Below are 26,312 nucleotides of genomic sequence, written 5' to 3'. Positions count from 1 at the left end.
TTGGCTGCGATTAAAATCGCAATCAATTAGTACAGACGAGTACGGCGTGCGTTTTCGCGAGCCAGTTTTTTAGCGTGACGCTTTACAGCTGATGCTTTAGCGCGTTTACGTTCAGTCGTTGGTTTTTCATAGAATTCACGACGACGAACTTCTGCTAAAACTCCTGCTTTTTCACAAGAACGTTTGAAACGACGCAGTGCTACGTCGAATGGCTCGTTTTCACGTACTTTAATTACCGGCATGTGCCTCTCACCTCAATAGAAATCGGTTTGTTGCTGGTTTTTGTTCACCAGCCGTCATTTAAAATGGTGCGGAATTTTACTTCAATGAGTACGGGTTTGTAAAGTGCCGTATAAAATTGAATCACGCAAGATCACCTGTTTCACCTCAACTTTATTCAATAAAGTGAGAAAAACCAGATAATAATGAGAATTTGCCACACGAAATTTTTATTACAGGGTTCTGATTATAGACTATACAACTTGGAAAGTCAGCCTTTTGCTGGGATTAATTGTGGGGTTTTATGACATTTTATTGCGCAATGACGCAAATTTAGGCGCGATGACGCAAATTTAGTGGTAGACTTGCCCCCATGCAACAAACAAGGGTAGTGCAATGCGTGTTTTAGGTATCGAAACATCTTGCGATGAAACCGGAATCGCAATCTATGATGATAAACTGGGTTTACTTGCGAACCAGTTATACAGCCAAATTAAAGTTCATGCTGATTACGGCGGTGTTGTACCCGAATTAGCCTCTCGTGATCATATCCGCAAAACAGTACCGCTAATTCAAGCGGCGCTTAAAGAAGCCAATTTATCCCGTGAAGACATCGATGCCGTTGCGTACACCGCAGGCCCCGGCTTAGTGGGTGCATTGATGGTGGGGGCGACAGTGGGTCGTGCACTGGCATTTGCGTGGGATGTACCTGCGGTTGCTGTGCATCATATGGAAGGGCATTTGCTCGCCCCAATGCTGGAAGAAAAAAGCCCTGAATTCCCATTTGTGGCACTGTTAGTGTCTGGTGGTCATACCCAGCTAATTAGCGTGACGGGCATTGGTGAATACGAACTTCTTGGCGAATCCATCGATGATGCGGCAGGCGAAGCATTTGATAAAACGGCGAAGTTACTTGGTTTAGATTATCCGGGTGGCCCCGTGTTGTCTCGTATGGCGCAGCAAGGTGTAGCAGGGCGTTTTGTTTTCCCTCGCCCGATGACTGACCGTCCGGGGTTAGATTTTAGTTTTTCTGGCTTGAAAACTTTTGCGGCAAATACGATTCGTGATAACCCAGATGATCCTCAAACTCGCGCTGATATCGCCCGTGCTTTCGAAGATGCAGTTGTGGATACACTCGCCATTAAATGTAAGCGCGCGCTTGAGCAAACGGGCTTTAAACGTTTAGTGATGGCCGGTGGCGTGAGTGCTAACCGTACTTTACGCGCCAAAATGGAAGAAGTTTTGAAGCAGCGTGGCGGCGAAGCATTTTATGCGCGCCCTGAGTTTTGCACAGACAATGGCGCAATGATTGCTCTCGCGGGCTTAATTCGCTTAAAAGGCGGAGCAAATGCAGATTTAGGTGTGACGGTTCGTCCTCGCTGGCCGCTTGCAGAGTTGCCACCGTTAGATGAAGGTGCTGTTAAATAAATTATTATGTTCAAAACATAATGAAAACAGGGGGCTAGCGTATTACGTTAGCCCCCTGTTTTATGGTAAAACGTGCTTAGTGCAAGACGTTTTTAGTGCAAGATAGTCACTGCATCCTCTAAGCGAATGGAACGATCTTTAACGTGATTCGCGGTCTCGGTGCTCTGCTCAACGAGTAAGCTACTTTGTTGAGTGATGGACTCCAATTCACTGACGGCTTGTGTGATATCCGAAATCCCAGAAGCTTGCTCCGTTGTAGCATGGCTAATATGGGTAATCAGTTGCGTTACGTTTTGCACTTGATCCACGATTTCTTTCATCGTGTTCCCCGCCGCGTAGACTTGGTCTTTACCGGAACTCACTTTCTTCTCACAGTTATTGATAAGCTCGCGAATATCGTTCACTGCACTGGCGCTGCGGCTTGCTAAGCTACGAACTTCATTGGCGACGACGGCAAAACCTTTGCCTTGTTCACCCGCTCTAGCGGCTTCTACGGCGGCATTTAGCGCCAAAATATTGGTTTGGAATGCAATATCTTTAATCACATCGGTGATCGAATTGATTTTACTGGTGCTGTGTACGATTTCGTCCATAGTGATGACCACCGCATCCATCATTGCACCGCCATTCACCGCTGTTTCACTGGTTTCATTCGATAGCACATCGGCTTTATGGGTATTGTCCGCATTCATCTTAACGGAGACTGCCATTTGGTTCATGGTGGCGGCGGTTTGCTGCATATAGCCTACGGTACGCTGTGTATGGCTATCGAGTTCACCACAATCGCTCACTAACGATTGGCTGCCTTTACGAACGTTATCCACTTGCTCAGAGACATCGTTAATTAGCCAACGACACACTAAGCCCAGCTGACCAATGGAGCGCAGGATCTGCCCAATTTCATCAACGCGGCTCATGTGGTCAATGCTATTACGGTTACCTCGCGCTACGCTTAATGCCTGAGACATAATATTTTCGAGCGGCTTCGCAAAACTGCGCTCTAGCATTACATTGCCGAGTAGCAGGGTTATTAAAGTGAATAAGCTGGTTAGTAGTAGTGCATTACCGGAGAGACCCGATAAACCTGCCATCGCCATCCACAAAACAAATAAGCTGCTGGAAATTAAACGGCAACGCCAGCGAACAGACAGTGTTGAAAGTGAGAATCGACGGCGTTTGGGTAGTACGATCCCCTTATAAATTCGGCGATTACTGCGATTTTCGACTAGGGCTTTATACAGCGGCTCAACTGCGGCGATTTCTTCTCGGGTGGCGCGTAGGCGAATGGACATATAACCGGTGATGACACCTTTTCGCTGCATAGGGATGATATTGGCACGAACCCAGTAATGGTCACCATTTTTACGACGGTTCTTGACGATCCCAGTCCACGGCTCTCCCATTTTTAAGGTACGCCACATATCCGCAAAGGCGGCTTTTGGCATATCAGGATGACGAATAATACTGTGAGGCTGTCCCATTAATTCATCGAGATCATACCCACTGACCTGCACAAAGAAATCATTAGCGTGAATAATATTCCCTTGAAGGTCGCTTGTGGTCATCAAGGTGATATCTTCATCTAAGATATGTTCATTTTGAGTTACATATGGAGTTCTGCTCATTTTATATTCACTTTTATAGTTAAGTTTTCCTTTATATAGTCGACAGCTTTTAATTATTCATTAGTAATAAATTTGCAATATTTTAACTATTTTTTAAAAGTGTGCGCTGCGTTGCGAATAAGTGTAAGTACGTACCAAAATGAGTGAGGTGAGTGTGAGTCAATGCAGTAAAAAATAGGGAAAGTTTTTGATGGTACAGAAGGATGCGATTGAAGAGAAAGGGAAGATAATGGAAACAAAAAAGGCTGAATTCAGCCCTTATTGTTTATCAAAGTAATGACTTATTAGAAGAGTGATTCGTGAAGGAAGCTAATCGTCGTTATCCTCACGTTGCTCTTGAGCTATCTCTTTGGTGGTTTTTTGCTTTTTATTTTTCAATTTCTGCCAAATTCGACTTTCTTGTCCGCGCCATAGACGCTGAATATTGCCATGATGGCGAACAAGCACTAAGCACGACAGCATAGCAACCGGGAAGGTGAATTCAGGCTTAAACCACCACACATAAAATGGTGCCATTAGTGCGCTGACAATCGCTCCAAGGGATGAGTAGCCACTGAGCAATACGGTGAGCAGCCAAGTGCCTGCTACCAGTCCCGAAAGATCCCAGCCGATTGCTGCGATGGATCCAAATGCGGTAGCAACGCCTTTTCCACCTTTAAAGTGGAAGAAAACTGGATAAATATGCCCAAGGCAGGCTGCAATCGCGACCAAGCCAAGATAGAATGGTTGCACATTTAAATAATAAGCAAGCCATACAGGGATCATCCCTTTCAGTACGTCACAGATCAGTACTGAGGCAGCGGCGACTTTGCCGCCGACGCGTAAGACGTTAGTTGCACCGGGGTTACCAGAGCCGTGTTGACGAGGGTCGGGTAATCTTGCCAGACGGCAGATCAAAATAGCACTCGATATTGATCCGCAAAGATAGGCGAAGATTATCATGCCAAGCGCGATAGCACTCATAACTAACTCCAAAAACGGTTTAGGCTATTTATATGTAATTCACTTCAGTCTTGGATAATACGCACATTTTTCCTGAAGTGGTATCAATTCAGCACATAAACGAGAAAATGACGTGATGGATATCGTATTTATTGAACAATTATCAGTCATCACCACTATTGGTGTATATGACTGGGAACAAGATATTGAACAAAAACTTTTGCTCGATATCGAAATGGGATGGGACAATAAACAGGCCGCGATGAGCGATAATGTTGAATTATGTTTGAATTATGCCGATGTCAGCGAACGCGTTGTTAGCTATTTAGAACAGAACAAGTTTGGATTAGTAGAACGGGTTGCGGAAGAGGTTGCTCAACTTCTACTGAATGAATTTTTAACGCCTTGGGTACGTATCCGAGTGTCTAAGCCAGGGGCTGTAGCTCGTGCTGCTAATATGGGCGTGTTGATTGAACGTGGTACGAAAACCAGCTAATGGGGATTGCCTCGTGAATGTTGGCGGTCTATGTGCCGCCAATATTTTCAGCTATTTTAAATCATCACTTTTTGTATTTTTAGCCACGCTTCAACAGCTTGAACACGCTGCTTAGTCAGCTCTTCTCGGATTTGTGCGCCTTGGAAGCCCTGCTCGATAATCGATTTTACGGCAACCGCTTTGGCTATCTCATAGGATTGGCGTAAAAATATTCCTTGAGGATAGGCTTGGTTTTCTAACCCGCCGCGACCTCTGGCATCAGCTTCACTCACTAAACTAAGCTGAAAAATACGCTCAGGTTTACGCCAGCTATCTAATCCATCAAAGATCCCAACAATATCGGCAGCGCTGAGCTTGTTAATCACATGAATCATATCGTGATATTTTGCAGCAAGGCAGGCGAGATCTTTGGTGCTGGTTGGGATCCTGTATCGCTCGCATAAATCGATGATCAGGGGGATCCCTGCTTCCCCATGCTGTGGATGACTCGGCCAGACCGCTTTTGGCGTAAGACCTTTACCTAAGTCATGACATAACGCAGCAAAACGCACATCAATATCTTTCGATAATGTTGCCACCACGCGCATTACCATCAAAATATGGATCCCAGTGTCCACTTCTGGATGCCATTTCTCCGGGGCTGGTACGCCGAATAGGTTATCAATTTCAGGGAATAGGACGGCAAGTGCGTCACATTCACGTAAAACTTCAAAGTAAACTTGCGGTGAATTGGACATCAATGCTTTGTGCGTTTCTGTCCAGACACGCTCAGGGGTGAGATGGGATAGCTCTCCCGATTCCGACATGGATTGCATCAACGCCATAGTTTCTGGGGCAATTCGAAAGCCTTGTTCATAATAGCGAGCGGCAAAACGTGCCACACGCAATACGCGCAACGGATCTTCCAAAAAAGCATCAGAGACATGGCGCAGAACGCGATTTTTGAGATCTCGCACGCCATGATGAGGGTCGACCAGCTCCCCCGTATCACTTTGTGCGATGGCGTTGATGGTCAAATCTCGGCGCAGTAAGTCATCCTCGATGGTGACGTCTGGCGCGCTATAACAGCTAAATCCTGTATAGCCAGAACCGATTTTTCGTTCAGTTCTGGCAAGGGCATACTCTTCGTGAGTCTTTGGATGTAAAAAGACAGGGAAATCTTTGCCTACCTGTTGAAAGCCTTGGGCTAGCATCGCCTCTGGCGTGGTACCCACCACCACATAATCTCTATCCGAGATGGGTAATCCAAGTAATTTGTCACGTACCGCTCCACCGACGAGATAGACTTTCATTTCGGCTCTCTTACATCCAACCATCATTACGTTTTTTACGGCGTGGAATAATGTGAGGCAGAAGTAACCCTAAAATTAATCCAGCACCCGCCACGCCACCACCATACATAAACCACTGTAAAATTAACTCACGGCGACGATCATCTAGATTCACTTCAGCAATGTCTAACTTTTTACCCGCTTTGATAAGCTCGTTTTTCAGTTTTTCATTTTCTGCTTTGAGTTGACGCACTTCGCTATCATTATCAGCCACTTTTTGCTGCATGTCTGCGGTACGAGTATTCCAAGTATTATCAATGTTATCTAACTGTTGACGAAGCTTTTGATTTTCAGCTTCTAACTGTGGAATTCGGCTTTTCATACTTGGGATGTCGCTGAGCTGATCCGTTGGTAACCAAACGGTGCGACCTTTGCCATCTTTAATTTGAGCAAATTTATTATCCACTGAAATCAGTTCAACGGATTCACCTGCGTTTAGCGAGCCAACAATGCGGTAGTTGGTACCCGGACCACTACGGACATAAGTCGATAAATCTTCAGAAACGTAGCGTGTTTCAGCGTTTGCTGTGATTGAAAGGCCTAACCCCATGATTGAAACAAGTAAAAGTGGAATTTTTCGCATAGTGTTTTTATCTTTTCACGGTGAATGAGTGTCTTATTAATTAAATACTAATAAGTAAAGCCTATTGGTGCAAACGTTAAAGCATAGAGTTGTGTAAATGTTGAATGAGAATGAGAACCTTCCTAAGTCACTGGATAATACAATTTTTAAGCATTTTATTGAAACAACCCTCTAAGGGAATTTATGTTTGTAGAATTTTTGGTTTCCGTGCGGTTTCTTTTCTCTGCTCTCAGGGATTGGGGTAATATGGATGGAGTAAAATTATTAAATAAGGAAATGTATGAACCACATAGAAGTTGAACTCAAGTTAGCGGCTCAGAGTTCTGCTATTGATGCTGTTCGCCAGTGTATTTCGACGCTTTCGCCGCAACATTCGGCCCCTCGCAAGCTGACTAATATCTATTTTGATACGGCACAAAGACAGCTACGCCAATGGGATATGGGATTGCGCATTCGGGGCTGTGATGGTCGTTATGAGATGACGATGAAAACGGCTGGGCAAGTGATTAGCGGATTACACCAGCGTCCAGAGTTCAACGTGGAAATTGATTCCCCTGAAATCAATCTCGCGGCATTTCCAGCAGAGATTTGGCCAGAAGGAACGGATATCGCGCAACTTGAGGATGAGTTGGAAGTTCTGTTTAGCACCAATTTCACCCGCGAAACATGGTTGGTGAAATTCGAAGATAGTGAAATTGAAATTGTCTTCGACCAAGGGGAAGTCTCTGCAGGTGCGAAAGATTTACCGATTCAAGAATTTGAACTGGAGCTAAAACAAGGCTTTGTGGCGGACGTACTGAATTTAGCGAAGAAATTCGCAGATATCGATGGCCTGAATCTATCCTCCCTGAGTAAAGCGGCGCGAGGCTATTCATTACTGGTGAATAAGCCAGTACCTTTAGTCCGTCCTGAGTCTGTGTTTGATTATGAAGAACAACCGATTGAAAAATCACTGTTGCATATGCAGCAACTTTGCCAGCAGCATGAACAGTATTGGCTAGCAGATGGTGAACACGCGCGTCATGGGCTCAGTGAATTCTTACGCTTTGTTCAGGCTTTCTTAGTGCATTACCAAAACTCTGCACCGCATTTTGTTCATGATCTCCCTCTGAAACAATTACGTTTGGATGTGACTGATGAAACGGTCAGCGCAGAAGGTTTTTGTTACAGTAGCCAATGGCTAAAATGCAAACTAGCCTTTATTCAGTGGTTAACCGCCTTAACGTATACTGATGTCGAATAGGTACTGAATCTATGCCGCTTTCTTCCGAGCTTTTGCAGAACCAACACCAACGTATTATTCAGCAGCTTACGGAGCAATCTTCTGAGTTGCTTCCGTTAAATGAATCTGAACTGAATTTCCTGTCATTCAGTGATTTTGCGTTGAAACAGGTTCTCACCCATTCCCGATTTTTACAGCATATTCGAACACTGCCGCCGGTAGGCGATGAATGGACTCGCTATGGGGAATGGCTGGAGGAAGCGCTAGCATCGGTGACGGATGAAGACCATTTGATGCAAGTTTTACGCACTTTTCGTCATCATATGTTAGTGCGTATTGCTTGGATGCAAACCTTAGAATTATGTACTCAGCGCGATACTATTGTGCAACTGAGCGAACTGGCTGAGGTATTGATTGTTGCGGCGCGAGACTGGCTATACAAAGCCTATTGCCTCTTGTGGGGAACACCGTGTGATCGTGCTGGAAACCCACAACCACTATTAGTACTTGGGATGGGGAAACTGGGCGGCAGGGAATTAAATTTCTCGTCTGACATCGACCTGATTTTTGCTTATCCCGAAAATGGGGTTACTCAAGGTGGACGTAAAGAGCTGGATAACGCGCAGTTTTTTACGCGCTTAGGGCAGAAGCTTATCCGCGTTCTTGACCAAGTCACCATTCACGGTTTCGTGTATCGCGTTGATATGCGTTTACGTCCATTTGGCGATAGCGGTCCATTGGTCTTCAGTTTTTCTGCTTTGGAAGATTACTACCAAGAACAAGGACGTGACTGGGAACGCTATGCTATGGTCAAAGCCCGTATCATGGGGCCTGACAGCGTCCACTATGCGGATACGTTGCGTAAATTATTGCGCCCGTTTGTCTACCGTCGCTATATTGATTTCAGCGTCATCCAATCCCTACGTAATATGAAAAACATGATTGAGCGGGAAGTCCGCCGCCGTGGATTGGTCAACAACATCAAATTAGGCGCGGGAGGCATTCGTGAAATTGAGTTTATCTCCCAAGTTTTTCAGTTGATCCGAGGTGGGCGAGAACCTGCATTACAGTCACAATCTTTATTTACGGCATTGCAAGGCATTGAAGAACTTGCATTATTACCTGCGCAGCAAGTCACTCAACTGCAAGACAGCTATATCTTCCTGCGTCGGTTAGAGAATTTACTGCAAAGTATCGATGACCAACAAACCCAAACATTACCCGATGATGCTTTAAATCAGATGCGTTTAGCGTGGGGGATGGGGTTTGCGAATTGGGCTGATTTTTATCAGCAACTGAGTGCGAAAATGGCAACGGTACACCAAATCTTTGCAGAACAAATTGGTAGCGATGACGAGGAAGACCAAGTGGAAGAGTGCCATGAAGCGTATATTACGCTCTGGCAAAGCGAGCTTTCCAAAGAGGAGCTGGCAAGTTATTTACCGTCAAAAGATGAACTCGTCGCAGAAAAAATGATCCACGGAATTAACCTATTCCGCCATGATCTTAATAAGCGCACTATCGGTCCTCGTGGACGTGATGTTCTTGATGAATTAATGCCCAAATTGTTGGCTAAAGTGGGTGAGCGCGAAGATGCAGGGAGAGTGATTGAGCGCATCACGCCATTACTGCTGAGCATTGTTAGCCGAACAACTTATTTAGAGCTTATGCTCGAATTTGACGAAGTGCTGACCCACGTTATTCGTTTGTGTGCGGCTTCACCAATGATTGCCGAGCAGTTAGCCCGCCATCCACTTTTGTTGGATGAATTACTCGACCCGCAATCCTTGTATCAGCCATTACCGCTCACCGCTTACCGTGATGAATTACGCCAATATTTAATGCGTGTACCTGAAGATGACGAAGAGCAGCTATTAGAAGCACTCCGCCAATTTAAACAGGCACAATTATTACGCATTGCCGCGGAGGATATCTCTGGGGTACTCCCTGTGATGAAAGTGAGTGACCACTTAACGTATTTGGCTGAAGCGATTATTGATGCGGTGGTACGCCAAGCATGGCAAATGATGGTCAAGCGTTATGGTGAGCCAGATCACTTAGCGCAGTTTGATGAAAAACAGTACGGATTTGCGGTACTGGGTTATGGAAAATTAGGCGGCTGGGAGTTGGGTTATAGCTCAGATTTGGATTTGGTTTTTCTGTTTGACTGCCCGATGAATGCGGTGACAACAGGGGATCGTTCCATCGAGGCTCGCCAATTTTATCTGCGTGTTGCGCAGCGTATTATTCATCTTTTTAGCACCCGCACGGCTTCAGGGGTATTGTACGAAGTGGATGCGCGCCTAAGACCTTCTGGTGAATCGGGCATGTTGGTCAGCACAATTCAATCTTTCGATGACTACCAAAAAAATGATGCGTGGACATGGGAACACCAAGCGCTGATCCGTGCTCGCATGGTATTTGGTGATAGTTCTCTACAACAAAAATTCACGCAAATTCGTCATGAAACCTTATGTCTGCCGAGAGAGCCAGATGTGCTGCGTGAGCAGGTGCGGGATATGCGTCTGAAAATGCATCGGCATTTGGGAAGCCATCAGGAAAATGAGTTTGATTTAAAAGCGGATCCGGGCGGGATCACTGACATTGAATTTATTGCTCAATACTTAGTGCTGCGTTTTGCTATTGATAACCCAGCGCTGACTCGCTGGTCTGATAATGTGCGTATTTTTGAGTTAATGGCACAGTATGATTTTATGCCGGAAGAAGAGGCGTATGGCTTAACGCAGGCGTATGTCACGATGCGTAACGAGCTACACCATTTAGCGCTACAATCTTTACCGAGTCGGGTAGATAGCCAGCAATTTGCGAGTCAACGAGCTTTGGTGCTTGCCAGCTGGAAAAAATGGCTTGAGTAATTGATTAGCTAGCAAATTATTTAGGCGATATCGCGCAATATGCTAGTATTAGCGGCAATTAATTTCAGATTTTCTTTTCATAACTGGAGTGCGGGATGAAAGTAACCCTTCCTGATTATAAGCAAGCAGGTGTATTGGTTGTTGGTGATGTCATGTTAGATCGCTACTGGCATGGACCTACGAATCGCATTTCACCTGAAGCGCCGGTTCCGGTTGTTAAAGTGACCATGGTGGAAGAGCGCCCGGGCGGCGCTGCAAACGTGGCAATGAACATTGCGTCACTGGGCGCAAATTCTCGCTTAGTGGGTTTAACAGGGATTGATGATGCGGCAAAAGCGCTGACCGAGAACCTGAATGGCGTGAATGTCCGCTGTGATTTTGTAGCAATTCCAACGCATCCAACCATTACTAAGTTACGTGTTTTATCCCGTAACCAGCAGCTGATCCGCCTCGACTTTGAAGAAGGGTTCGAAAATGTGGATGCACAGCCAATGTTAGAGCGCATCGAACAAGCTCTGCCACATATTGGCGCATTGGTGCTGTCTGACTATGCGAAAGGTGCATTAACCGAAGTTGAGAAGATGATTGCGCTGGCGAATAAAGCAGGCGTGCCTGTTCTTATCGACCCGAAAGGCAACAACTTCGAACGTTATCGCGGAGCGACCCTGTTAACGCCAAATATGTCTGAATTTGAAGCGATAGTGGGTCGCTGCAAGGATAATAAAGATGTTGAAGAAAAAGGGATGCAGCTTCTTGAGTCTTTAGAGTTATCAGCACTGTTGATTACTCGCTCAGAGCAAGGGATGAGTTTGATCCGCCGTAATGAGGCACCTCTACATTTACCGACTGAAGCACAGGAAGTCTTTGATGTGACAGGGGCTGGCGATACGGTCATTGGCGTATTGGCGGCATCAATTGCATCAGGTCGTCCATTGCATGAAGCTTGTGCATTAGCGAATGCAGCGGCGGGTGTTGTGGTTGGTAAATTAGGGACTTCAACGGTTTCCCCTATTGAATTAGAAAATGCGATCCGTGGTCGCGCAGAGAATGGTTTCGGCGTAATGACCGAAAGCCAGCTTAAACAAGCCGTAGCCGATGCGCGTGCTCGCGGTGAGCGCGTAGTGATGACCAATGGATGTTTCGATATTCTGCATGCAGGACATGTTTCCTATTTGGCAAATGCACGTAAATTGGGTGATCGCCTGATTGTTGCGGTAAACAGTGATGCATCGACCCGTCGCTTGAAAGGGGAAACTCGCCCAGTTAATCCATTAGACCAGCGTATGATTGTGTTGGGCGCATTAGGTGCTGTGGATTGGGTTGTGCCATTCGAGGAAGATACACCTCAGCGTTTGATCTCCGAAATTCTGCCTGACATTTTAGTAAAAGGTGGTGATTATCAGCCAGATGAGATTGCCGGTAGCAAGGAAGTGTGGGCTGCTGGTGGGCAAGTGATGGTACTGAATTTCGAAGATGGTATTTCAACCACCAATATCATTAAAAATATTATGAAAACCAAATAATTAAATATTAATTGGTTTTAGCAAAAGCCTAGCTTTTTGTCTGCATTTAAATGCGTACAGAAGTTAGGCTTTTTTGTTTGTGACTGAATCAATCTTCTTGTTTTTCTTCAATCACTTTTTCATCTGAAAAACGGGCTTCAAGTGCGCTAACGCGCTGCTCCATTTTCATCAGTTTTTCGCGAGTGCGCAGCAAAACTTGCGTTTGAATATCAAACTCTTCTCGGCTGACTAAATCTAATTTGCCAAGCTGAGATTGCAGCAGTGAACGAAGCTTTTTATCAAAGTCTTCACCTAAGTCACGCACGCCTTTTGGAAGAGCACCTTGAATTTGGCGGGCAACTTGTTCAATTTTTTTCGGATCGAGCATTCGCGGGTCCTTCAGTTTCAATATAACATCAGCTTTAAGATAGCGTCAGTTTCACAATAAATAATGTGGGGTAGTGTAATACCTGCGGCGTTATGAATAAACCACCTTCTTCTATTATTATGGAAACACACTGCTTCATCTTGTTTTTATTGGCGAAAAGTGTGAGTAAGTTTCCAGTTTATCGTTTGTTCGTTGCACCATTGAATTATTGGAGTTATATTGATTGCGTAATCTCAGGGCGGGGTGAAAGTCCCCACCGGCGGTAACATGCATCGCGCATGAAGCCCGCGAGCGCTTTGTTATCTTTGGCATTATTGTCATGGATAGGAAAGGTCAGCAGATCCAGTGTGAATCTGGAGCCGACGGTTATAGTCCGGATGGGAGAGAATCACTGTATCTGCATGTTTGTACCTATTGGGTGCAACATTGTTCTACATATTGAATGGCGAAACGGCTGTGAAGTCGTTATGTTTATTCATTTCTCGTACTCCTAAGACTGCCCTGGTTCTGGTAACTCAAATATTGTTAATTTAAGAAGGTTTTTACCATGAATCAGACGCTACTTTCCGAATTCGGTAATCCAACCGAGCGTGTTGAAAATGCAATTGAAGCCCTGCGCCAAGGCAAAGGTATCTTAGTTCTCGATGATGAAGATCGTGAGAATGAAGGTGACTTAGTGTTTGCAGCAGAAACCATGACCACAGAGCAAATGGCAATGACCATTCGCTACAGCAGCGGCATTGTGTGCCTGTGTATTACGGAAGAACGCCGTAAGCAGCTTGATATTCCGATGATGGTGGAAAAAAACACCAGCCAAAACCAAACTGGTTTTACGGTCACTATTGAAGCGGCAAAAGGCGTAACAACAGGCGTTTCTGCGGCTGACCGTATCACAACGATTAAAACCGCAATTGCGGATAACGCGGTACCTGCGGACATTAACCGTCCAGGTCACGTATTCCCTCTGCGCGCTCGTGAGGGTGGGGTATTAACTCGCCGTGGTCATACGGAAGCGACAATCGACTTAGCTGTACTGGCAGGTTTCAAACCCGCAGGAGTACTGTGTGAGTTAACCAACGATGATGGCAGCATGGCGCGTGCGCCAGATGTGGTGAAGTTTGCTCGTGAGCACAACATGACTGTTGTGACTATCGAAGACTTAGTGAACTACCGCCTTCAGTTGGAAAAAAAAGCCAGCTAATTTGCTAGGTTTTTAAAACGTTTTGCTTATAGAGTCATCGGCCACAAAGTTGCACACCTTTGTGGCCTCTTCAAATTTTTTGATGATCATTCTCATAATTCCCCCACTGTGTTTTTTCTAAAAAAGGGTATGCTGATACTCATTATCCTTTTTGTGGAATTGAGGTCATCATGTCGACAAATAACCAACACTTAACCCATCGAATGCCTGCGGTATTTATCGGTCATGGTAGTCCGATGAACGCGATTAACCATAATTCGTACACTAAAGCATGGGAAAAACTAGGCAAGATCTTGCCTAGACCGCGTGCGATTTTGGTGATCTCAGCACACTGGTATACCCGTGGAACGGCGATCACAGCGATGGTTAAACCGAAAACTATCCATGATTTTGGTGGTTTCCCTGAAGCTTTATACCAAATTGAGTATCCAGCACCGGGCTCTCCAGAACTGGCTAAACAGGTGGCTGAATTACTGTCTCCAGAGCCAATTTATCAAGATAAAGAGGAGTGGGGGCTTGACCACGGTACATGGGAAATTTTAGTCCGTATGTATCCTCAAGCGGATATCCCTGTTGTTCAGCTCAGTATTGATGGGTCGAAACCGGCTGCTTGGCATTATGAGTTAGGTAAAAAGCTGGCGATATTACGAAATGAAGGGGTATTGATTATGGGCAGCGGTAACGTAGTTCATAATTTAAGAGCGATGGATTGGCAAAATGCTAATGCAGCACCTTATCCTTGGGCAACCTCTTTTGAGCAGTTTGTGTATGACAATTTACGCAGTCACGAGCAGCCGCATCCGCTCACAAAAGGGTTAGATCGTGAAGATGGTAAATTATCGAATCCATCGCCGGAACACTTTTTACCTATCTTACCTATTTTAGGGACTTGGGATGGTGAAGAAGGGATAAGTACGCCGGTGGAGGGGATTGTTTCCGCATCACTGAGCATGTTGTCAGTGCAAATTGGTTAATACTGAGAACAAAAAAATAAGAAAGCGGCACGAAATAGTTCGTTGCCGCTTTCTTTTTATCAGACACCCTGTTTTATCAAACTAACGAAATATTAGTCGATAATAATATGTGGGTAGAAACGAGATAAATCCTGAGTAATCAGTTCTTTATCTTCGCGAATGCAGATGCCCGCAGGTTGATCGTTAACTAACCAGCTGCCCACTAATGTGTAACTGCCTTCAAATTTTGGCAGTGAGTGGAATTGCTGGATAATCATCCCTTCTTCACCATAAGGGCCATCCGCAGAAGCGATTTCTTTGCCATTTTCGATGACGCGAATATTCGCACCTTCACGAGAAAATAGCGGTTTAATCACATAGCTTTCAAGCTCTGGTTTGTTACCATCCGCAAAGTAGGCTGGTAGCAAGTTTGGATGATCAGGGAACATTTCCCATAACATTGGCAGTAACGCTTTGTTGGAAATAATGCTTTTCCATGCTGGCTCTAACCAACGTACACCCGCATCTTGCAGCTTGGTTGAGAAGATTTCTCTGAGCATAAATTCCCAAGGATACAGTTTGAACAGGTTACTAATGACCTGATCTTGTGTATCGGTGAACTCGCCTTTTTCACCCAGCCCGATTTCATCTATATACAGGAATTCGGTCGCTACACCAGCTTCATTCGCACAGTCTTGCAGATATTGGACTGTGCCACGATCTTCTTCGGTATCTTGGCAGCAAGCCATATGTAGCAAACGGAAACCGTATTGATCTTTCAGCTCACCAAAACGCTCAATCAGCTGCTCTTGGATGCTGTTAAATTGGTCTGCATTTTCTGGTAGTTTTCCAGCTTCGATTTGGTCTTCTAACCAAATCCATTGGAAGAACGCTGACTCATACAGTGACGTTGGTGTATCCGCATTATTTTCCAGTAACTTAGGTGGATTTACGCCATCGTAAGCTAAGTCTAGGCGGGAATATAATGAAGGCTGCTCACTTTTCCACGAACTACGGACAAATTCCCAACAGTGTTTAGGAATTTGGAAGCGAGCGAGTAATTCATCGCTTTCAACAACGCGCTCAACCACTTTTAAACACATTTGGTGAATTTCAGCGGTGGCTTCTTCAATTTCTTCAACTTGTGCTAGCGTGAATTGGTAATAGGCATCTTCAGACCAGTACGGCTCGCCGTACATGGTGTGAAAGTGAAAACCAAACTCATCTGCTTTTTCACGCCAGTTAGGACGCTCTACAATAGGAACACGTTTCATTACTTATCAACCACCCATTGAACGGGAAGAGGATGAGCTGGATTTCGCGGACGAAGATGAACGTTGCGCTGTCGCTTGTTTGTTGACTGTGTCACCGAAGCCGCCACGAGTAATAGTGGAGGTGGTGGCTGGTTTTGGTGCCATCGCAGTTTTTGGTACGCTCATTGAACGACCACCAGCAACGGCTGGACCATAACTTTTACCCGTCGCATCAACAAATTTACCATTGGCTGGGCTGGCTGGGTTTTTAGAGCTAAACAGCGGTTGAGATGGTGCGCTACCGCCCATCATACGGCCCATCATGTAGCCCATCATTAATGGCATCCACATGCTGCCACTGCTTTGTTGTTGAGCTACTGGCTCGCCAGCTGCTGGTGTGCTTGTACCTGCGATACCTGCCTGAGCTGGTGCCTGAGTACACATTGCTTCACCAAATTCCGCTACGCAATCTTCTTGAGTTGCGTATTTTGGCGCCGTTTTAGCGGCTTCATTCAATGCGTTGTTATACGCAAGGGTGCATTGATCTGCTTGAGATGGATTGGCTTGGCTACAGTCTTGCGCGTTAGTGTACAGAGACACAGTTTCATCGCTCTCTTCACACGCAGACAGCATAAATACAGCACTGACCGCTACAGCGACAGGAGCTAAACGGTATGAGCGCCAAGACTTACGGAAGGCGTTCTGATTAATATTTTTGGTACGCTTCATGGTCATGGTAATTACCTTGAATAAATAATAAGTAAGAGGTTCGAGATGTTGCCCTTAGAATAGGGGATATAGGATAAAAATTAAAGTACAAATGCTGCACAAATAATGGGAAATGATGGATTTAGCGAAATTGATTCCATTTTTGCATGTTGTTGGTGAAATCTAATGCCGAGTAATTCCTATTTTTCTTTGATATCAATAAATTAATTATGACGATTTTTTGACTGTGGTTGCAATTAACCTCAGTCAGAATTGACTGAATTTTAAGAATTAGATGAATAAATAATACGGTAAGTTATTCATTATTTAGGGAACAGACAAATTCGCGTTATTTTAAAATAAGCGCTTGGATGATAGGGCTAAAAAAATAGCCCGCCATTTGGACGAGCTATTTTCATCGACTAAATTAAATGATTATTTAATTTTTGGTGCAGTCGAGTTGCGAATAATGCTGTCAGGTGAAGTTTGGATCTCTTTACCTAAGCTAGCATTTAAACGAGCAATATCATCTTCGTTTAACGTACCACGCGCAAATTCGATGTTCAGTTGGTTGATCATATAATCGTAACGGGCGTTAGACAGGTTTTGCTTAGCTTGATACAGCGCAGTTGTTGCTGTTAACACGTCAACGATAGTACGAGTTCCCACTTGGTAGCCAGCTTCCATTGCATCTAATGAGCTTTGTGCTGAAACAACCACTTGTTTATAAGCGTTGATGCTACTGATTGATGATGTCACGTTGTTATACGATGAACGGACCAATTGGATGACGTTACGATAAACGCTTTCCAGCTGTTCACTCGCACTTTGGAAACCATATTGTGCTTGTTCAACTTGTGAACTTACTGCTCCGCCAGAATATAGTGGCAGGCTTAATGTTAAACCAATACTGTTTTGGCCATTGTAGCTGTTATTTGCGCCACCGGTACGATCGTAACCGCTACCGTGGTTATAAGTATTTGCTACGCTAGTTGATGCATCTAAGCCTACAGTTGGCATATGACCAGTTTCTGCTAAACGGATGTTTTCACGAGAAACGTCTTGCGCTAAGCGGGCGCTCAGTAAACTCAGATTACGTTGCTCTGCTTCTTTTAAGATAGATTCAACATCGTCTGGATTAGCGGTTTTGAAGCGGTCGATATTTAAAGAGGCTAACTGGCTATAGTAAACACCGCTGACTTGGCGCAGTTTTTCAACCGCGTTAACTAAATCATTGCGACCCGCCACTTCTTGTGCAATCACGCTATCGTAATTTGCACGGGCGTTTTGCACGTCAGTGATTGCGACTAAGCCGACGTTAAAACGTTGCGTTGTTTGGTCTAACTGGCGGTAAACCGCTTCTTTGTTAGCTTGGATATAAGATAACGCATCAATGGCTTTCAATACATTAAAATAAGCCGTTGCGGTATCTAAAATAAGCTGTTGCTGGCTTGTCTGATAGGTAACATCAGAAATTCCTGCGGTTTTTTCTTGAAGATCCAACTGACGCCATTTTGACATGTCAAACACAGTCTGGGTCAATTTCAATGATGCATTAAGACCCGTGCTTTCGGTGTTGCTTGCATCACGATAACCGCTGCCATAAGTCGCTCCAGCGCCTAAACCTAATTGCGGTAACAGCGGGCTACGTGCTTCGTTGATTTTCTCAAAAGCTTGATTACGTTCAGCAAATGACTTTCTGAGTTCCGGGTTACTGTCTTTAGACTTTTGGTAAACCTGAAGTAAATCTTCTGCGTAACTATTAGCACTGAGACCCACAAAACTCATCGCAATAAAAAGGGGAAGCAGTTTCTTCATTTGGATTCCTTGATTAAACAGCAAATTATATGGAGCCTGTTGTCTAAAACTTATCATGTTATGGACGATGATAAGCTGTTGGAACTCTGAAAAGAGAGACCGTTCTCAAAACAGACCCTATTGTTGCTCATAAATTTGAATAATGGCGCACATTGTAACAGAGGTGTGGCACGGAAAACGGTAGCCTTTTGTGCCATTTAGTCTCAATTAGTTTAAACATTACCTCATCTAAGGTTAAAAAACCTTAAAAACTGATTTAATCCTTCCATCTTTGTTAGTATAAAAATGAAGGGATTAGGAGACTATCAATGAATAATAAAATCGAAACCCCGATTAAATACAGTAAAAATGATATTGAAATTATATCTAAGCGTAAATTATTTAACGGTTTTTTTCAAATGATTGAATATCGATTTAAACATCGATTATTTGAAGGTGGCTGGAGCAAAGAAATTGTTCGCGAAGTGTTTGAAAGAGGGCATGCGGGGGCAATACTGCCTTATGATCCACAAACCGATAATGTCGTATTAATCGAGCAAATTCGATTCCCTGCTTTTGAATCAAGCGAAACGCCATGGTTGTTAGAGATAGTGGCGGGAATGATTGAAGACAACGAATCCCCTGAAGAGGTGGTTCGTCGCGAATCAACGGAAGAAGCGGGTCTCACTATTGAACGCATAGAAAAATCGATTAGCTATTTATCAAGCCCTGGTGGCACCAGCGAACGGATTCATGTTTTTGTTGGAGAGGTCGATAGCTCGTTGGCAAAAGGCATTCATGGCTTAGCCTCAGAAAATGAAGATATCCGAGTGCATGTCGTGAGCCGAGAGCAAGCTTATCAATGGGTTGAAGAGGGCAAAATTGATAATGCGGCAACCGTGATAGCCATTCAATGGCTACAACTGAATCACCAAAAGCTGCAAGAAAAATGGGTGAAACTGATTTAAATAACCATTAATCTAGTGAAGTGTGTGCTGATTAGCAGATATTGAATGGATAGTTAGGTTAAAATCAGTGACCTATGTACTTGATGGTTTAGGTGATAATACTTAGCGCTATTTTTAAGGATAAAGGAATACTTTGGACAGCCAGCTTAAAGTGACTGCTAATAACCCTAAAGTTATTAGAATCTTACAAGTTACTGATACGCATCTTTTTGCTGATACGGAAAACACCCTTTTAGGGATCAATACTTACCGAAGCTATCAGGCGGTACTTGATGCGATTGCAGAACAAAACTTACCTGTCGATTTAATCGTCGCCACAGGGGATCTCGTTCAAGACCAATCACCTAAAGCCTATCAACATTTTGCGGCTGGGATTGAGCGCATTCCTGCACCTTGCGTTTGGCTACCGGGAAATCACGATTACCCGCCAGCGATGGTAGGCACCTTAAAAATTGCCGGCATTTCGAGTGCCAAACAGATATTTATTGGTGATGACTGGCAAATTTTAATGCTAGATAGCCAATTACAAGATGTTGCTCACGGTGAGCTTTCTGAGCAGCAACTGGAATGGATGAAACAGTGTTTAGACGAGCAGCCGACACGCACGACACTGATTATGCTGCATCATCATCCATTACCTTCTGGCTGCACTTGGTTAGATCAGCACAGTTTACGAAACTCACATATTTTGGCGGACTATCTTAAAAACTACCCCAATGTGAAAGCGATGCTGTGCGGGCATATTCACCAAGAGATGGATGAGAACTGGCATGGTATCCGTTTATTAGCAACGCCATCAACCTGTGTACAGTTCAAGCCTCATTGCACCAATTTTGCTTTAGATACGGTTGCTCCGGGCTGGCGCTATCTGGAACTAACGGTGAATGAGCAAGGTGAAAAAGTGATTGAAACCCAAGTTTATCGTTTAAATACTCAGGAATTTAGCCCTGACTTTGATTCAGATGGTTACTAATGGCAACGTTACTGTATATTCATGGATTCAATAGCTCTCCACTGTCTGAGAAAGCAAATAATCTTAAACAGTGGTTGGCGGTGCATTATCCTCAGATCAACATGATTGTTCCGCAATTGCCTAATTTTCCGCAGCAAGCGACAAAATTACTGGATGATATTCTTGTCGAACATCAGCATGAAACAATCGGTTTAGTGGGTTCTTCATTGGGTGGTTATTTTTCCATTTATTTTTCTGAGCGTTACCAAATTCCCGCAGTATTAGTGAACCCAGCGGTACGTCCGTTTGATTTGCTCAGCGATTATCTTGGGGAAAATACTAATCCATATACCCATGAAACGTATGTGTTAGAACCCAAATATATGCATGAATTGAAGGCTTTGCATCTCGAAAAGATACGTTCACCAAACTTACTTTGGTTATTGCAGCAAATGGGGGATGAGGTACTTGATTATCGTCAAGCCGTTGCCTATCTTTCAGAGTGTAAGCAAACGGTGGAACCGGATGGGGATCATGCATTTGTTGGATTTGAACGTTATTTCCCGCAGATCATTCGCTTTTTGTCTCTGGTTGATAACGCAGAGAAATAGTGCGAAAACGCCAATACACTGTTATTATCAACAGTAATTCACTGATTGAATATACCCAATCTTCTTGAATTATTTAGGGTATAGTTCAATTAATCATCTATTACCGCAGAATGACAACATGACTCAATCTAGTTATAACGCAGAGGACATTGAAGTTCTCAGTGGTTTGGAGCCTGTTCGCCGTCGTCCTGGCATGTATACCGACACCAGCCGACCGAACCATTTGGCTCAAGAAGTAATTGATAACAGTGTCGATGAAGCCTTAGCTGGACATGCCGGACACATCCAAGTGATTTTATACCCCGATCAATCCCTCGAAGTGATTGATGATGGGCGTGGTATGCCTGTTGATATCCACCCAGAAATGAAAGTCTCCGCGGTTGAACTGATTTTAGGACAACTGCATGCTGGGGGAAAATTCTCCAATAAAAACTATCAATTTTCGGGTGGTTTGCACGGTGTTGGTATCTCCGTGGTCAATGCGTTATCAAAGCGTATTGAAGTCACCGTGCGCCGTGATGGCCAGGTTTATCAAATTGCGTTTGAAAATGGCGAAAAAGTCGAAGATTTACAAGTCATTGGTACTTGTGGCAAACGCAACACCGGAACCAGTGTCCATTTCTGGCCTGATGAAAGCTATTTTGATAGCCCGCGTTTCTCCGTTTCGCGCTTAACTCATAACTTAAAAGCAAAAGCTGTTTTATGCCCTGGCGTACAAATTACGTTTAAGGATCTGCTCAATGAAACTGAGCAAAGCTGGTGCTATAGCGATGGGTTAACCGACTACTTAATGGAATCGGTGGATGGTTTTGAAGCACTGCCTGCCAAGCCGTTTACCGGTGAATTCTCTGCTGAAGTTGAAGCCGCTCAATGGGCGCTATTATGGTTGCCTGAAGGTGGCGAGCTACTGACGGAAAGCTATGTTAACTTGATCCCAACAGCGCAGGGCGGTACTCACGTTAATGGGTTACGCCAAGGCTTACTTGATGCGATGCGCGAATTCTGTGAATTCCGTAATATTTTGCCGCGTGGAGTGAAGTTATCTGCGGATGATATTTGGGATCGCTGCGCCTATGTTTTATCTGTGAAAATGCAAGATCCGCAATTTGCAGGACAGACGAAAGAGCGCCTTTCTTCCCGTCAATGTGCAGCGTTTGTTTCTGGTGTGGTGAAAGATGCCTTTAGCTTATGGCTAAACCAGAATGTTCAAGTTGCTGAGCAATTGGCTGAAATGGCGATTTCTAGCGCCCAGCGTCGCCTGCGTGCGGCGAAAAAAGTGGTGCGTAAGAAACTCACGAGTGGCCCAGCATTGCCGGGTAAATTAGCGGATTGTAGCTCTCAAGATCTCTCCATGACAGAACTGTTCTTAGTGGAAGGGGACTCGGCAGGTGGATCGGCGAAGCAAGCGCGTGATCGTGAATATCAAGCCATCATGCCGCTGCGCGGTAAGATCCTCAATACGTGGGAAGTTTCTTCAGATGAGGTTTTAGCCTCCCAAGAAGTTCACGATATTTCTGTCGCGATTGGTATGGATCCTGATAGCGAAGATATTTCTCAGCTACGATATGGAAAAGTCTGTATCCTCGCGGATGCGGACTCCGATGGACTGCACATTGCCACATTGTTGTGCGCCTTGTTTGTGCGCCATTTCCCTAAATTGGTCAAAGAGGGGCATGTCTATATGGCAATGCCGCCACTGTATCGTATCGATTTAGGCAAAGAGACTTACTACGCATTAGACGAAAGTGAAAAAAATGCGGTATTGGAAAGATTAAGCCGTAAAAAAGGCAAACCAAACGTCCAGCGCTTTAAAGGACTGGGTGAAATGAACCCGCCACAATTGCGTGAAACGACGTTAGATCCAAATACTCGCCGCCTCGTTCAGTTAACTATCGATGATGATAATTACACAGAAACTATGTCGAAGATGGACATGCTTCTGGCTAAAAAACGCTCGGAAGATCGTCGTAACTGGCTGCAAGAAAAAGGCGATACGGCAGAAATTGAGGTCTGATCATAATCGGATGAATAAGAGTAAGGAACGTATTGAATGAGTGAAATTACTCATGACGGTGTGGAGCGTTTACCGCTTCATGCCTTTACTGAAAACGCCTATCTGAACTACTCGATGTACGTCATCATGGATAGAGCGTTGCCATTTATCGGCGATGGACTTAAACCTGTTCAGCGCCGAATTGTGTATGCCATGTCCGAATTGGGGCTGAGCAACACGGCAAAATATAAGAAATCAGCCAGAACCGTCGGTGACGTATTAGGTAAATATCATCCGCACGGTGATAGCGCCTGTTATGAAGCGATGGTGTTGATGGCGCAGCCATTCTCCTACCGTTATCCTTTGGTTGACGGTCAAGGAAACTGGGGGGCTCCAGATGATCCGAAATCCTTCGCTGCGATGCGTTATACCGAGTCTCGCTTATCAAAATATGCAGAAGTTCTGCTCAGCGAATTAGGTCACGGTACCGTTGATTGGGTACCTAACTTTGACGGTACATTAAATGAGCCGAAAATGTTGCCTGCCCGTCTGCCAAATATTTTATTAAATGGTACCACGGGGATTGCCGTGGGTATGGCGACCGATATTCCACCACACAATGCGCGCGAAGTGGCAAGTGCGCTGGTGGCACTACTGGAAAAACCAAAGTTAAATCTTGATGAGATTATGCAGTTTATTCCGGGTCCTGATTACCCAACGGAAGCTGAAATTATCTCTTCACCGGAAGATATCCGTAAAGTTTACCAAAACGGTCGTGGCTCAGTGCGTATGCGTGCGGTATGGGAGAAAGAAGATGGTAATGCGGTAATTACAGCGCTGCCTCATCAAGTTTCCGGCGCTAAAATCCTTGAGCAGATTGCAAACCAGATGCGCGCGAAAAAGCTGCCAATGGTCGAAGATCTACGTGATGAATCAGATCATGAAAACCCAACGCGTTTAGTGATCGTTCCGCGCAGCAACCGCGTGGATCTTGATCAAGTGATGACCCACTTGTTTGCAACGACAGATCTTGAAAGAAGCTACCGTGTTAACTTAAACATGATTGGCTTAGATAACCGTCCGGCAGTGAAAGGATTGGTTGAGATCCTCACTGAGTGGATCACGTATCGTCGTCAAACAGTACGTAATCGCTTAAACCACCGTTTAGAAAAAGTATTAAGACGCCTGCATATTTTGGATGGTTTACTCATCGCTTATTTGAATATCGATGAAGTCATTGAAATCATTCGTAATGAAGATGAGCCAAAAGCCGTCTTAATGTCGCGCTTTAATATTAGCGATACCCAAGCCGAAGCGATTTTAGAATTAAAACTGCGTCACTTAGCGAAACTCGAAGAGATGAAAATTCGCGGTGAACAGGATGAATTAGCCAAAGAGCGCGATGAGTTACAGGCTATTTTAGGCTCAGAAGCTCGTTTGAATACTTTGATTAAGAAAGAGATTCAGGCAGATGCTAAAGCCTATGGTGATGATCGTCGTTCGCCGCTGCAAGAGCGCGAAGAAGCCAAAGCACTTAGCGAGCATGAAATTCTGCCTTCGGAGCCGATTACTGTCGTCTTGTCTGACATGGGCTGGGTGCGTAGTGCGAAAGGGCATGATATCGAGCCAAGTAATCTGAGCTACAAAGCGGGGGATAGCTTTAAAGGCGCCGCCCGTGGTAAGTCTAATCAAGCGGCGGTATTCCTTGATACCACTGGACGTAGCTATTCTGTCGATCCGCTGGAATTACCTTCTGCACGTAGCCAAGGTGAGCCGTTAACAGGGAAGTTAACACTTCCACCGGGCGCGACGATTGAGCATGTGCTGATGGCGCCGGAAGAGCAGAAATACTTAATGGCGTCTGATGCGGGTTATGGTTTTATTTGCACCTTTAATGATTTGGTGACGAAGAATAAAACCGGTAAGGCGTTGATGTCGTTGCCTGAAAATGCAAAAGTAATGGCGCCGATTGAGCTAAATAACGAAAAAGAAGATTTGTTATTAGCCATCACGAAAGCCGGTCGCATGTTATTATTCCCTGTGTCTGACCTCCCACAATTATCCAAAGGGAAGGGGAATAAAATCATTAATATCACAGGGGCGCAAGCCGCAAGTGGTGAAGACCTACTGGTTTGGTTAATGGTGATCCCACCTCGAGCCTCGATCACACTCTATTTTGGTAAGCGTAAACTGAAATTTAAATCAGAAGACTTACAGAAATACCGTGCGGAGCGTGGACGTAAAGGAACATCGTTACCGCGTGGTTTACATAACATTGAACGTATTGATGTTGATTCTGTGGATACAGAGTAAAAATAACAATAATTCAAGGGCTTGGTTAAAGCCCTTTTCATAAGTTAAGGAATATTATGCTAGCGCTAATTAGAGCTATCATTGTGATCATATTTACGATTTGTGTGTGTGTAGGTGGCAGTATCTACTGCCTATTTAGCCCACGAAATCCAAGACATGTGATGACGTTTGGTCGTATGTTTGGGCGTTTGTCCCATGTGTTCGGTATTAAAATGATTGACCGTGTTCCGGCTAAGGCAAAGGATTACGGTCCAAGTATTTATATCGGTAACCATCAAAATAACTATGACATGGTCACTATGTCGAATGGTGTTCAACCAAGAACCGTTACTGTGGGTAAAAAAAGCCTTGTTTTGATCCCATTCTTTGGCTTCTTGTATTGGATCACGGGAAATATTTTGATTGACCGTGGTAACCGTTCGAAAGCCCATAACACTATTTCCCAAGTTGCCGAGCAGATTAAATCTCGTAAGATTTCAGTCTGGATGTTCCCTGAAGGAACTCGTAGCCGTGGTCGTGGTTTACTGCCATTTAAAACGGGCGCATTCCATGCTGCGATTGCTGCTGGTGTGCCAATTGTGCCTGTTTGTGTGTCTACTACACAAAACAAAATTAGCTTGAACCGTTGGAATAATGGTCATGTGATTATTGAAATGTTGGATCCGATAGATACCTCGAAATACTCTAAAGATCAGGTTCGTGAGCTGTCGGAATATTGTCATGACTTGATGGAAGCTAAAATTAAAGAGTTAGATAAAGAAGTTGAAGAGCTGAACAAACGCTAATCTCAATACTTTTATTAAGTTCTATGATTTTACTAAGTTAATTGGTATCGATAGTGGGAAGTTTATTCAGAACTTCCCACTATGTTATTCTGGCGATGTTATTTTCACTGCGAGACTTTTACTACACTATTTCTGCCGTTATTTAATCCCATCTGTAATTATTACC

Annotated in this window: 22 protein-coding genes and 1 riboswitch; of the genes, 13 read left to right on the top strand and 9 right to left on the bottom strand. The window is 44.5% G+C overall.

The genetic code is table 11. The features are described from left to right. Positions 1 to 26: 26 nt before the first annotated feature. A complete protein-coding gene (rpsU, locus tag ACY3ZI_RS16970) occupies positions 27 to 242 on the bottom strand; it encodes a 30S ribosomal protein S21 (protein ID WP_001144069.1) in 216 nt (71 codons plus the stop codon). Positions 243 to 615: 373 nt separating this feature from the next. On the opposite strand from rpsU, the gene tsaD reads away from it, so the two are divergent. Further along, on the top strand, positions 616 to 1,647 hold the full coding sequence (tsaD, locus tag ACY3ZI_RS16965) for a tRNA (adenosine(37)-N6)-threonylcarbamoyltransferase complex transferase subunit TsaD (protein WP_211887428.1): 1,032 nt from the start codon (positions 616 to 618) through the stop codon (positions 1,645 to 1,647). A 92-nt stretch (positions 1,648 to 1,739) separates the two neighbouring features. Here tsaD and ACY3ZI_RS16960 read toward each other — a convergent pair whose 3' ends face one another. Together ACY3ZI_RS16960 and plsY are read right to left on the bottom strand one after the other, a co-directional pair. Further along, positions 1,740 to 3,272: a methyl-accepting chemotaxis protein gene (locus tag ACY3ZI_RS16960; RefSeq protein WP_036956255.1), complete on the bottom strand. Its 1,533-nt coding sequence runs from the start codon at positions 3,270 to 3,272 to the stop codon at positions 1,740 to 1,742. A gap of 309 nt (positions 3,273 to 3,581) precedes the next feature. Next, entirely contained in the window at positions 3,582 to 4,235 is a 654-nt protein-coding gene (gene plsY, locus ACY3ZI_RS16955; protein WP_036956256.1) for a glycerol-3-phosphate 1-O-acyltransferase PlsY, read from the bottom strand. A gap of 115 nt (positions 4,236 to 4,350) precedes the next feature. Here plsY and folB point away from each other — a divergent pair, with 115 nt between their 5' ends. After that, entirely contained in the window at positions 4,351 to 4,710 is a 360-nt protein-coding gene (folB, locus tag ACY3ZI_RS16950) for a bifunctional dihydroneopterin aldolase/7,8-dihydroneopterin epimerase (RefSeq protein WP_154599822.1), read from the top strand. Positions 4,711 to 4,766: 56 nt separating this feature from the next. Here folB and ACY3ZI_RS16945 read toward each other — a convergent pair whose 3' ends face one another. Together ACY3ZI_RS16945 and ACY3ZI_RS16940 are read right to left on the bottom strand one after the other, a co-directional pair. Next, the gene (locus ACY3ZI_RS16945; RefSeq protein ID WP_211887430.1) at positions 4,767 to 6,002 is read right to left on the bottom strand and encodes a multifunctional CCA addition/repair protein; all 1,236 of its coding nucleotides are present in this window, start codon (positions 6,000 to 6,002) and stop codon (positions 4,767 to 4,769) included. 10 nt (positions 6,003 to 6,012) lie between these two features. Then, positions 6,013 to 6,624 (bottom strand): TIGR04211 family SH3 domain-containing protein, encoded by a 612-nt coding sequence (locus tag ACY3ZI_RS16940; RefSeq protein WP_036956260.1) that lies wholly within the window; start codon positions 6,622 to 6,624, stop codon positions 6,013 to 6,015. 280 nt (positions 6,625 to 6,904) lie between these two features. Here ACY3ZI_RS16940 and ACY3ZI_RS16935 point away from each other — a divergent pair, with 280 nt between their 5' ends. The 3 genes from ACY3ZI_RS16935 (at position 6,905) to hldE (ending at position 12,245) form a co-directional block, all read left to right on the top strand. Continuing rightward, complete coding sequence (locus ACY3ZI_RS16935) at positions 6,905 to 7,867, top strand: CYTH domain-containing protein (RefSeq protein ID WP_487375562.1); 963 nt, start codon at positions 6,905 to 6,907, stop codon at positions 7,865 to 7,867. 11 nt (positions 7,868 to 7,878) lie between these two features. Continuing rightward, on the top strand, positions 7,879 to 10,722 hold the full coding sequence (gene glnE, locus ACY3ZI_RS16930) for a bifunctional [glutamate--ammonia ligase]-adenylyl-L-tyrosine phosphorylase/[glutamate--ammonia-ligase] adenylyltransferase (protein ID WP_487375561.1): 2,844 nt from the start codon (positions 7,879 to 7,881) through the stop codon (positions 10,720 to 10,722). Positions 10,723 to 10,817: 95 nt separating this feature from the next. Next, on the top strand, positions 10,818 to 12,245 hold the full coding sequence (hldE, locus tag ACY3ZI_RS16925; protein ID WP_036956264.1) for a bifunctional D-glycero-beta-D-manno-heptose-7-phosphate kinase/D-glycero-beta-D-manno-heptose 1-phosphate adenylyltransferase HldE: 1,428 nt from the start codon (positions 10,818 to 10,820) through the stop codon (positions 12,243 to 12,245). A gap of 88 nt (positions 12,246 to 12,333) precedes the next feature. Here hldE and ubiK read toward each other — a convergent pair whose 3' ends face one another. Continuing rightward, positions 12,334 to 12,612: a ubiquinone biosynthesis accessory factor UbiK gene (gene ubiK / locus ACY3ZI_RS16920; protein WP_006662951.1), complete on the bottom strand. Its 279-nt coding sequence runs from the start codon at positions 12,610 to 12,612 to the stop codon at positions 12,334 to 12,336. Between the two features lie 225 nt (positions 12,613 to 12,837). Beyond that, positions 12,838 to 13,005: riboswitch (FMN riboswitch) on the top strand. Positions 13,006 to 13,159: 154 nt separating this feature from the next. On the opposite strand from ubiK, the gene ribB reads away from it, so the two are divergent. Both ribB and ygiD read left to right on the top strand, forming a co-directional pair. Further along, entirely contained in the window at positions 13,160 to 13,813 is a 654-nt protein-coding gene (gene ribB / locus ACY3ZI_RS16915; RefSeq protein WP_036956267.1) for a 3,4-dihydroxy-2-butanone-4-phosphate synthase, read from the top strand. A gap of 170 nt (positions 13,814 to 13,983) precedes the next feature. Next, complete coding sequence (gene ygiD, locus ACY3ZI_RS16910; protein ID WP_487375560.1) at positions 13,984 to 14,787, top strand: 4,5-DOPA-extradiol-dioxygenase; 804 nt, start codon at positions 13,984 to 13,986, stop codon at positions 14,785 to 14,787. 92 nt (positions 14,788 to 14,879) lie between these two features. Here the strand turns inward: ygiD and ACY3ZI_RS16905 are convergent, their stop codons facing one another. From ACY3ZI_RS16905 to tolC, 3 genes are all read right to left on the bottom strand, one after another. Next, positions 14,880 to 16,040, bottom strand: coding sequence for a glutathionylspermidine synthase family protein (locus ACY3ZI_RS16905; protein WP_036956269.1), 1,161 nt, complete (start codon positions 16,038 to 16,040; stop codon positions 14,880 to 14,882). A gap of 6 nt (positions 16,041 to 16,046) precedes the next feature. Next, entirely contained in the window at positions 16,047 to 16,754 is a 708-nt protein-coding gene (locus tag ACY3ZI_RS16900; protein WP_211887435.1) for a DUF1190 family protein, read from the bottom strand. Positions 16,755 to 17,162: 408 nt separating this feature from the next. After that, the gene (gene tolC / locus ACY3ZI_RS16895) at positions 17,163 to 18,545 is read right to left on the bottom strand and encodes an outer membrane channel protein TolC (RefSeq protein ID WP_211887437.1); all 1,383 of its coding nucleotides are present in this window, start codon (positions 18,543 to 18,545) and stop codon (positions 17,163 to 17,165) included. Positions 18,546 to 18,853: 308 nt separating this feature from the next. On the opposite strand from tolC, the gene nudF reads away from it, so the two are divergent. From nudF to ACY3ZI_RS16865, 6 genes are all read left to right on the top strand, one after another. Then, entirely contained in the window at positions 18,854 to 19,492 is a 639-nt protein-coding gene (nudF, locus tag ACY3ZI_RS16890; protein WP_487375559.1) for an ADP-ribose diphosphatase, read from the top strand. Between the two features lie 133 nt (positions 19,493 to 19,625). Continuing rightward, positions 19,626 to 20,465 (top strand): 3',5'-cyclic-AMP phosphodiesterase, encoded by an 840-nt coding sequence (gene cpdA / locus ACY3ZI_RS16885; RefSeq protein WP_211887441.1) that lies wholly within the window; start codon positions 19,626 to 19,628, stop codon positions 20,463 to 20,465. Then, positions 20,465 to 21,055, top strand: a complete 591-nt coding sequence (yqiA, locus tag ACY3ZI_RS16880) for an esterase YqiA (protein WP_487375558.1) — start codon at positions 20,465 to 20,467, stop codon at positions 21,053 to 21,055. Before cpdA ends, yqiA begins: the two co-directional genes overlap by 1 nt. 118 nt (positions 21,056 to 21,173) lie before the next feature. Continuing rightward, positions 21,174 to 23,069: a DNA topoisomerase IV subunit B gene (gene parE / locus ACY3ZI_RS16875; protein ID WP_036956276.1), complete on the top strand. Its 1,896-nt coding sequence runs from the start codon at positions 21,174 to 21,176 to the stop codon at positions 23,067 to 23,069. A 36-nt stretch (positions 23,070 to 23,105) separates the two neighbouring features. Then, on the top strand, positions 23,106 to 25,361 hold the full coding sequence (gene parC, locus ACY3ZI_RS16870) for a DNA topoisomerase IV subunit A (protein WP_036956278.1): 2,256 nt from the start codon (positions 23,106 to 23,108) through the stop codon (positions 25,359 to 25,361). 56 nt (positions 25,362 to 25,417) lie between these two features. After that, the gene (locus ACY3ZI_RS16865; RefSeq protein WP_036956280.1) at positions 25,418 to 26,146 is read left to right on the top strand and encodes a 1-acylglycerol-3-phosphate O-acyltransferase; all 729 of its coding nucleotides are present in this window, start codon (positions 25,418 to 25,420) and stop codon (positions 26,144 to 26,146) included. Positions 26,147 to 26,312: the final 166 nt, after the last annotated feature.

The sequence above is a fragment of the Providencia sp. LY12 genome, assembly GCF_057621555.1.
This window is presented reverse-complemented; position numbering and strand designations above follow the sequence as displayed.